This is a genomic window from Paenibacillus sp. YAE3 (genome assembly GCF_057546105.1).
Genome location: NZ_BAAIYF010000005.1, coordinates 135,388 through 147,792 on the forward strand (window position 1 = coordinate 135,388; position 12,405 = coordinate 147,792).

Annotated in this window: 8 protein-coding genes; 1 reads left to right on the forward strand and 7 read right to left on the reverse strand. The window is 53.8% G+C overall.

Annotated elements, in window-relative coordinates:
* Position 1 precedes the first annotated feature (1 nt).
* The 6 genes from AC27KL_RS11600 to AC27KL_RS11625 form a co-directional block, all read right to left on the reverse strand.
* Positions 2-592, reverse strand: a complete 591-nt coding sequence (locus tag AC27KL_RS11600) for a Yip1 family protein (RefSeq protein ID WP_487169936.1) — start codon at positions 590-592, stop codon at positions 2-4.
* Between the two features lie 25 nt (positions 593-617).
* Positions 618-2,081, reverse strand: a complete 1,464-nt coding sequence (locus AC27KL_RS11605; protein ID WP_036711540.1) for a hypothetical protein — start codon at positions 2,079-2,081, stop codon at positions 618-620.
* Positions 2,082-2,097: 16 nt separating this feature from the next.
* On the reverse strand, positions 2,098-2,961 hold the full coding sequence (locus tag AC27KL_RS11610; RefSeq protein ID WP_036711630.1) for a carbohydrate ABC transporter permease: 864 nt from the start codon (positions 2,959-2,961) through the stop codon (positions 2,098-2,100).
* A 13-nt stretch (positions 2,962-2,974) separates the two neighbouring features.
* On the reverse strand, positions 2,975-3,934 hold the full coding sequence (locus AC27KL_RS11615; protein ID WP_036711537.1) for a carbohydrate ABC transporter permease: 960 nt from the start codon (positions 3,932-3,934) through the stop codon (positions 2,975-2,977).
* Between the two features lie 21 nt (positions 3,935-3,955).
* A complete protein-coding gene (locus AC27KL_RS11620) occupies positions 3,956-6,832 on the reverse strand; it encodes an extracellular solute-binding protein (protein WP_487169758.1) in 2,877 nt (958 codons plus the stop codon).
* Positions 6,833-7,043: 211 nt separating this feature from the next.
* Positions 7,044-8,438, reverse strand: a complete 1,395-nt coding sequence (locus tag AC27KL_RS11625) for an ABC transporter substrate-binding protein (protein ID WP_340998593.1) — start codon at positions 8,436-8,438, stop codon at positions 7,044-7,046.
* Positions 8,439-8,713: 275 nt separating this feature from the next.
* On the opposite strand from AC27KL_RS11625, the gene AC27KL_RS11630 reads away from it, so the two are divergent.
* A complete protein-coding gene (locus tag AC27KL_RS11630) occupies positions 8,714-9,481 on the forward strand; it encodes a helix-turn-helix domain-containing protein (protein WP_036711533.1) in 768 nt (255 codons plus the stop codon).
* Positions 9,482-9,590: 109 nt separating this feature from the next.
* Here the strand turns inward: AC27KL_RS11630 and AC27KL_RS11635 are convergent, their stop codons facing one another.
* Positions 9,591-12,317, reverse strand: a complete 2,727-nt coding sequence (locus tag AC27KL_RS11635; protein ID WP_487169759.1) for an endo-1,4-beta-xylanase — start codon at positions 12,315-12,317, stop codon at positions 9,591-9,593.
* Between the last annotated feature and the right edge of the window lie 88 nt (positions 12,318-12,405).

The following is a 12,405-nucleotide window of genomic DNA, read 5'->3' on the forward strand; positions in this document are numbered from 1 at the left end:
TTTAGCTTCTCAGCATGATTTCCTGGTAGATGACATGAACGAACGAAATCATCTGCTGAATCAGCCCGAAAAACAGCAGGCAGATAAAAGCCATGAATCCCATCGCCACGACCGTCAGCAGGATCGTCCCGACGGTCTTCGACGGCGTATATTGATGCACCGTCATGTTGCCGACGAACAAAAGATACGCCGACCAGAGGACGGCCGCGCTGTTGCAGAAGTAATAAAACGCGGTTTCCTGCAGCGATATGACATTGCTGAGCCAAATCCACGGAAAGTTGATGATCATCATCGGAACGAGGGCAAAGCACGTCGACGTAAAGATCTCAACGAATTTCCCTTCGCCGTCCATGAGCGTCGTCAGCGACCAGTTGGCTACGCACCAGAACAAGACCGGGACAACGACGTACACCACTTCCATCAGGCTGTTGATATCGTCCGGGTTGGACAGGCGGACCAGAAATCCGCTGTACTGGTTGCCCAATACATTCGTAATGATCATCAAAAACAAAATGATAAAAGCGGTGATCAAGGTATGCCGCTTGTTCCGTTCATATTTCAGATCCCAATACGCGTTAAAAGGATGAACCATAAGATAAAGGGGGTATTTCACGAGCTCACGATTCAATCGTAACACCTCCTTGTCTCCTCATCCGCTTACGGAGCTTTTTGAAGAGCAGGAGAACTGCGGCGAGCACGATCAACCCCGTCATGACGGCCGGGAAATATTCTCGCAGCACCTGCTTGCGGTAAAGCAAGTAAGCCTTGGAATAATTGGCTTGGTCGTAGCTTTCCTTGAAATAATGCATCGCCCCTTTGTAGTCCCCTTTCCGAAGGAGGGCCTTGCCCACGCCGGAATAGGCAAATTCCAGGTTCGCATTCATGTTGATCGCCTGTTGATAGAGATCAAACGCTTTTTCCTCGTCGCCTCTGTAGTAGCTCCGGACCGCTTCGTTCAACAGCCGGCCGTACGCCGTCGTCCGAAACACCGTAATCTCGCCGAATGCCTTATCGAGGACAAGAAAATCGTCTCCGACCCGTTCAATCGCCGCAGGGGTGTTGAATTGGCCCAACTGGTTGCCCAGGCCGCCGAAGATATACATCAGATGGCCATCCCCGCTGTAAGTGAAGATTCTGCCCCGCTTGGAATCGAGGACCGAATACATTTCGCTGTCGGCGACATCGATATCGATGAGCCGCGAAGGACCGACATCGGTTGAATACCGGGTATCTCCCACCAGGCTGAGATATCCCGTCCGCCGGAGAATATCGTTGCCCTGAGCGTTCAATTTCTTGATCGGGTTGTTCGAGTAGTCTCCGCTCGTTGCGTAAATGAAGCCTTCGTCATCGATGTCCAGATTGGTGAATTCGGTAGGCGTGAACATGACCATCTGGCTCCGCTGCGCCTGCGTGGACATCCTTTTCCAAAACAGTTCCACGGGATCGACCGTCACCCGGTTGGCGCCGATGAACGAGGTGAACGCTCCGTCGGAATTGAACTCCATAAAGCCGTCGAATACGCCGGTCGACATGACGTAGATCCGCTGCGCCTTGTCCACGACCACCCGAACCGGCTGGAAATCGAAATTGGCCTGCAGCAGGTCGGACTTCGGCGCTTCGAGCACTCCCAAGAGCCTTAGGTCGGCATCCAGGTGAACCACCCGTTTATTGCCCGTATCGGCGACAAACAGCTCTTTCCGTTCGGTCACGAAGATCCCTTGCGGGTTGTTGAACGTATCCTTCTTTCCCCCGTGGTCAAAGGAACTCACCACCTTTACCGGCTTGAATTGCTCATCAAGGACGACGATGCGGTTGTTGCCGGAATCGAGCACATAGATCCGCTTGTCAGCCGTGACATGGATGTCGCTCGGGTTTTTGAAGGGACCGACGCCAAGCTGGGCGCCGCTGAGCAAAGACGCGGCCTCATACGCGGCAGGCGCTGCCACGGTGTCGTTCCAGAAGGAATAGTTGTAAGAGGCGCTGCCCTCGGCATGGACCGCGTTTACGCCGGTACTCGTCCCCAGCAGGCAGCAGAGGGCAGCCAGGAGGAACCATTTCACTTTCGTTATGCTCTTTTGCATCGTGCTAAGTCTCCCCCTATTCTTTCATTCCGGAGGTCGCCATCGTCTGAAGGACGTTGCTCTGCGAAATGATAAAGAGTGTAATCGGCACGATCATCAGGATCAGCGCGACGGCGGCCCCCACGCCGGCACGGGCGATCCCCCCCGCGGTAATTTGGCCCAAGGCGTAGTGAAGCGTTTTGAGGTTCTCGCTGTAAATGAAATTGCCCCCGTCCGAGCCCCACAGCATCGGAAATTGCAAAATCATCAGCGTTAACCAAGCAGGTTTTACGTTGGGCATGACGATCGTCCAATAAATCCGGTATTCGTTCGCCCCGTCGATTTTGGCCGCTTCCAGCAGGGCGTCCGGAATTTGTTCCATGAACTGTTTCATTAGAAACAACCCGAGCGGGAAAGCGAGCGACGGGACGATAATCGATGCGTGCGTATTGATCCAGCCCAGCCACGACATCACCATATAGTTGGGAATCGCCGTCACGTGCCCGGAAAACATCAAGGCCATGACGACGATGGAGAACAGGACCCTGGACCCGGGAAAGCGGTATTTCGCCAGCGGGTAAGCCGCGGCGGACGACAGCAGGATATGGCCGACGGTCCCGACGATCGTAATGAAAAGCGTATTCACGATGTATCGGGAAAGCGGCACCCAGGAATTCCCCATTAACGCCACCAGATCGTAAAAATTGTCCATCGTCGGATTGTTGACGAAGAAACGCGGCGGAAACAGGAACAGTTCGTTCAGCGGTTTAAAGGCGTTGTTTACGGCATAGATCAGCGGCAGCGCCATAAATGCGCCGAAGACGGCCAGGAACGCGAACAGCACAAAGCTGACGGCAAAAGAGCGGTTTAGCCTCCGCGGCATGCGAATGGCGCCCATCATTCTCGTCACCAAATCACTCCCCTACCTTTCTGAGCATTCGCTGCGTCAGCTTGTTGGCGCCAAGCATCATGGCGAACAGCACCGTTGCGATCGCGGACGCATACCCCATTTCAAAGCGAATCGTTCCGTAATCCATCAAATGGGTGACGATCGTATGCCCCGCATAGTTGACGCTTGGAAAACCCGCGAGCGCCACCGAAATATCGGCCACCGCAAACGAGCTCGTAATCTGCATGACCGCCCCGAACATCAGCTGCGGCCGCATGGAAGGCAGCGTAATGAACCACAGCTCCTGCCAGCGGTTGCGGATGCCGTCGATCGCCCCGGCTTCAATCAGGGACTTGTCGATCGTCTGCAATCCCGCGATAAAGGCCAGGAAGCTCGTGCCCAAACTGAGCCACAGCTGGACGATCATGATGATCGGCAAAATGTACTTCTCGTTCGTCAGCCATTGAATCGGTTCCAATATAAAGCCGAATTTAATTAAAAAGCCGTTCAAATAGCCGTATCTGTCGCCTGAAAAAATGATGAGCCAAATAAAGAAAACGTTGCCGGAAATCGACGGCGCGTAGAACACAAGCGTCATCAACGCGCGGACTTTCGGGGACAGCTCATTGATAATCCATGCAAACAGGAAGCAGGCCAGGTAGCTGATCGGTCCGCAAATGACCGCGAACAGCAGCGTATTTTTCAATGCGATCATAAAGACGTCGTCGTTCAAAAACAATCTGGAGTAGTTCTGCCACCCGACAAACCGGGGGAACTCCAACATGTTGAAATAAAAGAAGCTGAGGACGATCGAAAACACGACCGGGACGACCGTAAAGGCAAAAAAGATCAGCATATACGGACTCATCAAAATGTAATAATGCTTGTTTTTCTTCAGTTCTCTCCATAAGTTGGCCAGCCGCGACTGCTTTTTCGGCTGCACGAGGCTTGAAACGGCGGACGGACTGGTTGTTTCGGCTTGCATCCGATTTCCACCCCCTGACTGTTAAGGTAAATTGAATTCCTTCCGCTTGACCGCAATTTCGTCATCGATGTACAAGAGGTAATCCGACAAAGCCTCGCGGGGATTTTCGCTGGCGTTGACGACTTTGCGGAATGCGTTGTCCAAGTGCCGTCCGGTAAAGTAGCCGCCCGGAACCTGCGGGATTCCCCTGACCCATTTCCACTGATTCTCCAAATTGCGATAATCTTTGACCGGCCAAGGCAGCTCCTCCAGCGCCTCGACGTTGGCTGTCGGATAACGGGCCGCCTCGCCCATCAGCCCTTCCATCTCGCGGCCGTAAGCGATTTGGGTGTCCTTATCCGTCCACCATTTCATAAATTCCCAAGCGGCCTCTTGATCCTTTGCCCCGGCCAGCATCATGACGCCGGTCGTGTGGCTGGCCACCTCGTGATGGACCGTGCCGTTTTTCTCCGTGCCGGGAACCATGGTGAATTCCCAGAGTCCTTTGATTTCCGGCGCCAATACGGTCAGCATGTTGTACGTCGTATAATCCGCGATGCCGATCGGCATTTCGCCGGTCCGGAACCGGTTCGGGAAATCGGCCAGCAGCGGGAACTTGTAGCTTGTATAAAACTGCGTCCATTTCTTGAAGGCATCCATGGCGATCTCGGAGTCCAGCGCGCTTTTTCTCCCGCCGTCCCGATAAAACTCGCCGCCGCCTTGATACAGCAGCATGGAGAACGTCGGGTTAGGCACCAGGCTCGCGTTGGCGGCCTCGATCGGCAAGTAAAATTGCATGTTGTGCTTCTGCAGAACCGAAATCATGTTATAGATATCCTGCCACGTTTGGGGAGGCTCCAGGTTCAGTTCCTTCAAGATATCCTTGCGGTAAAAGAGCATCGGGAACGACTGCTGCTCCGGCAGCGCGTAAACGCCCCCGTCATATTGGTAAGGCACCAATCCGCTGTCTCGAAAGCGGGATGCCACTTCGTCATAATCGGCAAACTTCGACAGGTCGACGGCCGCCCCCCGCATGGCATAGTTCACGGGCACGTCTTCGCCGATCTGCATGGCCACGTCCGGTCCTTCGCCGGCGAGCGTCGCGGGCAGAAGGATGTTGGCCGGCACGAGCTTCAGATTGACCGAAATGTTCGAGTTCGGGGTAAACGAATCATCGATCAGGTTTTTCAACACCTGGGCCTGATCCCGCCCCGTCGTAATCCAAACCGTCGTCGATCGCTTCTGCTTGCCGGTATTGCCGATGCTGTCGTAATCCTCGGTATAAGACGCTGCCAGCGCCCCGGCTTCATGCTTCACCACTTGCGGAAACGTCGCGTCCGCTTTCGGCAGTTTATGATCCGGCGAGGAGACGATCAAATAATCCAGCGTAAGCGGCTGTTCCCGGACGGTCAGAATCCACGTACCCAGGCCGCCGACGTTGGTCTTGAAGGCCTCCAAACGGTTCGCAACCGTATCCGGCCGCTTGGCCATTTCCTCCAGTTGCTTGGCCATCGTGTGCAAAATGGCGACCTTGTCGCTCTGTTCTCCTGTCGTTTGTTCCAGGTAATCGGCCACGCTTTGGATCGTTTCGGCTTGTTTGCGGAATACCTCCGCCATTTCCGGGATCCGCTTCTCCAACTGGTAGTCCCGGTACGGATCGGGGGAATTGGACGTGATCATCAATATTTTGCGGTACATTTCGTTCAGCTGCAGCACGCTGGACTCGATCGTCTGAATCAGCGGAGCCAGCTCGCCAAGGGAAACGGCCATGCGAATGCGGTGCTTGCCTTGGGTCAAGTGGAACAGATACGGCTCATCCCCTCCCAGCACGTACATGTCCCAGTCCCTGCCGAATTCGAAAGGAATCCGTTTCATCTCCTTGAACGGAACCTTGCCGTCAATCGTCAGGCTTCGCGCGGCGAAGACGCCTCGCAGCTGATCCTGCTTCTCTTTTAAGGCGATTTGGTACAAGCCGTCCTCCGGCGCTTCGAACTCCCACTCGATCCACTGTCCCGGCAGTTTCCAGTTCAACCCTCCGATCGTGTTGATCCGGATTTTGGACACGTCGTACGGAATCACCGTCGGGCTGGACCTGTCGGAAACGGGATATAAGGTCGGAGAGGATTTATACACCGCATCCTCTGCTTGAATCACGATGTATTGGCCTTTGGCGGGCTGCAATCCTTTGGCTGAATAATCGCCCTTGATTTCTTCGTACGTCTTTAACGTTTCTTCCTGATACAACTCGATATAATCGATGGCCATTGGCTCGCGCAATGCCGTTAAGGTCATGCTTTGAAGGCCTTTGTCAAAATAAAACAAGTAGGGTTCGTCATAATAACCGCTGCGGTCGGTAATGGATTCGATTTGCCAGACGGGCTTCTCGACCTGGCTCGGACGCAGATCGTTGCCCCTGTCGTCCCGCCTGATCTTGTCGTCCCGGTTGCCCCATACCCGGTCAAAGGTAACCAGATCGGCTCCCTTAAAGGGTATCTGTCGATTGATCGTCAACTCGCGTTCGATCGCGGAACTTTTCCCCTCGACGGGCAAATATCGGACTCTCACGTTGTAGAGACCCGGCTGTTCGATGGGGATGTTCCAGCTGATGGAACCCGACTCCGGCGTGAGGACGGCGGTTTCCCCCGACGGATGAATGACCTCGAATCCCGGCCCATCGGTTTTGGTAAAGCTCTCGCCCTCAACCCGAATGACCTGATCCGGACGTTTCGCAGCTGAATGGGCTTTTAAATACGCGTCGTAGCCGCCGTCATCTCCGCCCGATCCCGTAACAGCCGCGAAATCGGCCATGGCCCGAACGTTTCGGACTTCGGATGAACCGGAAGGGTAGAAGGCCCAGACGGACGTTACTATGACTAGGACGAGCAAAACAGCGACGTAGCTCTTCTTTCGGTTGATCATCTTCTCCCTCCTGAAGCAAGAGACTTATCATTTTAATAACAGTCCCGATTAGACATGTTCTAATGGGGACTGTCGGTTCAACGTTTGGTTTTCAGGATTTTGCAAAATTCGATTCCTGCCGCTCCCGGATACAATATATAGACGAACTAGACCGTTTCGCTCTGTATACTGCTGACTGAGAGTCGCTTTTTGGATTTTGCAAAATCCTCATTTATTTCGATCCGTATACTTCATCAATCGCTGCTTGGAACGGCGCCTTGTATTTCTCTACGACGGTAGATACCGAGGTTCCGCCGACGATCTCGCCGAGAAAATCGTAAAACTTCAGGTTCGGGAACGTGCCGTGGTCGAGGACGGCCAAATTGGCGGCGACTTCCTTCGCATTGTTGATATCCTCTTCGTTCGTAAACAGGGTTTCATAAGTGGCCTGGTCCGGATAGTCATACATCGAATCGATGTCGTTGATTTTCTCCCAAATATAAAGCAGCTTATCCGGGTCCTTAGCGGCCTTAGGGATGAACAAAGATTGATACAGGCCTTCGTAGGAATGGTACGCGCTTGCGCTCGGGCCTTTAGGGAACGGAACGAATCCGATATCCACATCAGGCATATCCTTTTTGATGCCGCTAAGCTCATGAAGGGCCCCTGCATACATCAGCGTATTGCCCTGACGGAAAAATTGGCCCGGTTCGGTCCAGTCTCCGCCTTCCGTCGGTCTGGCTATTTTTTCAGTCGCGATTCGGGAGATGAAATTAAGCGCTTCGGTCGTTTTAGGATCTTCCAGGTTCTGCTTGTTTTCTTTCGTCAAACTTGTTTCGTTGGAAGCAAGCGCAAATTCAAGCGGCGACGGATTGGCGAGTCCCCAGGAATCCAGCTTGCCGTCGTTATTCGTATCCTTGTTGGCTTCTTTGGCCACTTGCAGGAACGTATCCCAATTCCAGCTGTCCTCATTGACGTAGTCTTGAAGCGGCTTCAAGCCGAGCTTGCTCATGAGGGTCCGGTTGTAAAAAATGCCCTGAACCAGGTTGGCTTGGTTTTCCGTGAAGCCGTACCCTCTTCCGTTATATTGCATGTATTGATTGGTCACGTTCTGGTTAAAAGCTGCCGGATTCTTCGTATACTCATCGACGGGTGCCAGCAGATCCTGTTTCACAAGCGTTGGAATCGTATAGTTTTTGCCCAGTCTGACGATGTCGCCGAGCGGCTCGCCGGCCAGCAGGGATGCCGTCACTTTTTGCTGGTATTCGCCGTAGTCGATCGCGACGTATTCCATTTTGAAATTATGCTTCTTTTGCAGCTCCTCCAGGTTTTTTTTGCGCTGGATGTTATCCGGGTTATCCTCCGGAATCGTCATATCCCACCACGATACGACCTTGATCGTTCGGCCCCCCAAGTCGAAATCCATGTCCGGCGTTTTGTACGTTTGTTCCGTTTCTTTCTCCGCGCCCTTGTTTTCCGTGTCGGTTGCCGCAGTCTCGGTCTTCGTCTCGGTCTTCGTCTCCGTCGCGCCGGTAGTGCTTGGCCCGCCCTTGGAACCGCCGTTGCTGCATGCCGAAAGCACAAGCAACAGCGTGCAAAGCAGCATCATCATTTTTCGATTACGCATTTTTCCAATCCCCCCATGAAATGAGTTGCATTCGAATCACATTCAAAGTGTAGCGCTTACATTGAAAGAGCAACAACCCGTGGTAAATTAGGTATTCTACCCGTCAAAATATAGATTGCTTGCAACCCCTTACATTGCAAATGGCCAATAAGTAAACAACGGTTAGCAATATAAAGAAAAGCACATTGTTTGCGTGACGGTTTTTTTTTCATAATGAGAAATAAGCAACTTCACCGAGACAACGTTTTAACGAGAAAGAAATAGGGGGGAATATCGTGTATAAGGTGCTGCTTGTTGATCCCGATCATCATGCGAAGGAACGGATGAAGCGTATGCTGGACAGACATCAAGCGGAATTTGAATTGGAATGCCATGCCGCTGCGGCTGCCGAGGCGTTGTCGATGCTTTCCGCCCAGAATCATCAGCTGGTGCTGATCAGCATGAGGGCATCGGAGGAAGAAGGGCTTCGGCTGTGCGGCCGCATTCGCGAGAAAAGCCGCGTCCCGATCGTGCTGATCGGCGGGCGCAATGAGTTCCAGCTTGCCAGGAAGGCCTTGTATTATCAGGTGAACGACTATCTGCCCGACCCTGTCACGCCGGAGGAATTCTCCGCGAGCCTGGAGAACGTGAAACGGGAGCTGGACGTAGCGCTGTTTTCCGGAAACCAAGCGGACCCATGGTCAGAAGCCGTTCGGCAAGCCGCGGCCGTCTCTTCGGCCGACATTATCGATAAGGTGAAGGCTTATGTGGACGAGGCCCTGCATCAGAACATCACGCTGAAGGAAATCTCCCATATTTTCCATTTCAACTATTCTTACCTGGGCCAGAAATTCAAGGTTCAAGAGAAGATGACCTTCAAGGAATATCTGCTTCAGCAGCGCATGGAGAAGGCGAAATTTCTGCTCGAGAATACCGACATGAAGGTGTATGAAATCGCGAACGAAGTCGGATATACCGAGATGGACTGGTTCTACAAGAAGTTCAAAACGTATACAGGTGTAAGCGCTAACAAGTATAGAAAAACACTGAACATTACGGCGTAACAAAACATCTATCAACGTACACACTATGTAACCAACCATCACATATCAAAGGCCGCTTCCCGGTTGACCATCCGGGAGCGGCCTTTATTCATTCCCCCACTCGCTGGGGTTATTCCAATGTTAACAGTCCGATGTTCGTCAGGTTCTGCCACGTTCTGTCCGACGTATCGTTCCAGATCGCCACGCTGTCGCGTGTCCCGTCGTCATTCTCGTCATTGTTGACCTGTACGTCAAACCCGATGAGACTGCCCGCCTTAGGCGGCGTTCCGACCCAATCGACAGCGGCCTCGATGATATAGCCTGTCGGTGTCCGCTTCGCGGCCGACGTCAAATTGGCGCTGAGCGATCCGGGGTTGACCGACGTTTCGTTATCGAAGTTCACGCGATACTGCCCGTCGTCGCCGTCATAAGAACCGGTTCGGGCATTGTTCTGATCGATGAAGATTTCGACGGAATCCTGCTCCCATACATTGGCGCTCCGCTTGGTCACCAGCGAGTCGGTCACCTCGGCCAGCACGTACAAACGGTTGTCGTCCCAGAGCGTTCGTACCTTCGCCGTTGAGCCCGAAGATCCGCTGACCCAGCGGTCGGTTACGATCTGCTCCGCCTTGTTCCAAATGTCGTCGATGTCCCCGTCGATGACCGCCGTTCCTTTTGCAGCCTTGGCGGTTCGCGGACCTTCCGCCATCGTCAATATGCCATACCCGGACGTATCGGCGTCCTGTCTGTGATGAATATCGTTCCAGGACGCCAGTTCTTCCGCCGAACTGGACCGGTCGCGAATGCGGACGTCAAAGCCGATTTCCTTTCCGGTTTGCGCGCCGTCGACCGGGATCGAAGCTTCGATCCGGTATCCCTTCTCCGTCTTCACCGCCTTATACTCGGCCGGCTTATGCGGATTGGCGCCGCTGCGCCGGAACGTGTACTTTTTGTCGTCCGCTTCGTAAGCATTCGTTTTGCCGTTGTTTTCGTCAATATACACCTCGACGGCATCATTGCCGTTCACCGTGGCATCATCGACATCGACCCATACGTACAGATGTCCTGCATCCCATAACGTTTTATAAGTCGCTGCCGCTTTGCCGCCTGCCTGGATCGGCACGGCCTGCGCCACATTCCATACCGCTTCCGCCTGGCCGTCAATCTTTACGCTGGCCTCAAGGGCTTTCGTGCGCTTCGTTTCAACCGGAACCTTCGCCGGATCGACGAGCGCCCAGTATGCGTATTTGGCTTGCAGCCGTTCATCGAACAGCAGCGGCCAATTGTTGCGAACGACCGGGAACGTGCGCAGCCAGGTGTTCAGGTCGTCCTTGCCCCAGAATATGACGGCGCTGAGCTGATCCGAATGCTTCCTGAATACGTCGAAAATCTCCCTGTACCGGTTGGCCTGCTTGATTTGCAGCTCCGTTGGGAACGTCTCATAGGCGTCCGCGTCATTCGTATAGATGCTCATGTCCAGCTCGGTGACTTGCTGATCGATGTCAAGATCCCGGAACGCCTGAATCATATCATCTAACTCCTGCACCCGGGGATATTCGATCCCGATATGCGTCTGGTGGCCGACTCCGTCGACCGGAATCCCTTTGGCCTTCAAACGCTTGATCAGATCATGCAGAAACTGCCGTTTCACGGGATCATTCGTGTTGTAATCGTTGATGAACAGCTTGGCGTCCGGATCGGCCTCATGCGCAAAAAGGAACGCCTTTTCAATAAATTCTTCGCCTGCAATTTGATACCATAAGCTGTTGCGGAGGCCCCCCGGCTTCTGGTCGCCGGGCTCAATGACCTCGTTTACAACGTCCCAAGCGTAAATTTTTCCCTTGTACCGGCCAACGACGGTATCGATATGCTTTTTCATCCGGGCATATAGAAGCTCCTTGCTGGCGAGGTTGCCGCCTCTGTCGTAAAACACCCATTTCGGCGTCTGGGAATGCCAGACCAGCGTGTGGCCCCGCATCGCGATCCCGTTATCCATGGCGAAGTTTACGATTTTATCGGCTGCCGTAAAATTGAACTGACCCTCCGCCGGCTCGGTGGCGTCCCATTTGAGCTCGTTGCCGGCCGTCAGGCTGTTGAAATGCTTCCGGACCAGCTCCGCATCAGGGCTGTTCGGATTCTGGATTTCATTGACCAGCACAGCCGTCCCCAGCTTGAATTGGCCGGCAAACACGTCCTTCAGGCTCGGAATGTCCTTCTGAATCTCGATCGGAACCGGATCCGGAGCGCGCTCGATCACGACATCGTCCACGTAAAAGTCCAGCGTCGGATGATCGAAGGATTCGAAATAAACGGCCAAGCTTTCAATCGGCTGCTGCAGGGTATATTCTCCGCTGAGCTTGACCCATCCGCTGTCGCCCGCCTGAACCGATTTGACGACTTCATACGCATTGGTTCCGCCCGTCGTGCGCTGGATCACCATCGATACCGGCGAGCCCGGCGTTCCGGCAGGCAGCTTGACCCAAGCCGATAAACGGTACGTCTTTCCCGTTTCCATGATCGGCGTCACGTCGAGCTGCGGACCGTTCCAGCCCTGGGTTCTGCCGGTGACCTGCATGCCGTAAGACCCCGTGTGGGCCGCTAACGGGGAAACCGTCAGGATTTCGTTGCCTCCCCGCCCGAACCAGCCTTGGAGCGTCCCATCCTCGAAATCCTTGGAGATCCGCACGCTTGCTGCCCCATCGCCCGTCTCGGATGTTCCCGCGCGGCCTTCGGAAAGCGCTGGCGATTCCTGCTGGGCACTGGCCGGGCTCGGGCGTGTACCGAGCGATAAAGGGGCCAGCACGAGAACAAGCGCAATCATCAACAGGATGGAACGTTTCATTCGATGCTTCTTCATGAATCCACCTCTCCTTAAGTTATCTATTCCATTAAAACGCCTCTTTACGGCATTCCATGGCCATGTATCGGATCGCTAAAACTATATC

Coding starts and splice junctions, on each gene's coding strand:
- AC27KL_RS11635 (WP_487169759.1), bottom strand. CDS start 12,317: ATGAAGAAGCATCGAATGAAACGTTCCATCCTGTTGATGATTGCGCTT.
- AC27KL_RS11600 (WP_487169936.1), bottom strand. CDS start 592: ATGGTTCATCCTTTTAACGCGTATTGGGATCTGAAATATGAACGGAAC.
- AC27KL_RS11615 (WP_036711537.1), bottom strand. CDS start 3,934: ATGCAAGCCGAAACAACCAGTCCGTCCGCCGTTTCAAGCCTCGTGCAG.
- AC27KL_RS11605 (WP_036711540.1), bottom strand. CDS start 2,081: ATGCAAAAGAGCATAACGAAAGTGAAATGGTTCCTCCTGGCTGCCCTC.
- AC27KL_RS11620 (WP_487169758.1), bottom strand. CDS start 6,832: ATGATCAACCGAAAGAAGAGCTACGTCGCTGTTTTGCTCGTCCTAGTC.
- AC27KL_RS11625 (WP_340998593.1), bottom strand. CDS start 8,438: ATGCGTAATCGAAAAATGATGATGCTGCTTTGCACGCTGTTGCTTGTG.
- AC27KL_RS11610 (WP_036711630.1), bottom strand. CDS start 2,961: ATGATGGGCGCCATTCGCATGCCGCGGAGGCTAAACCGCTCTTTTGCC.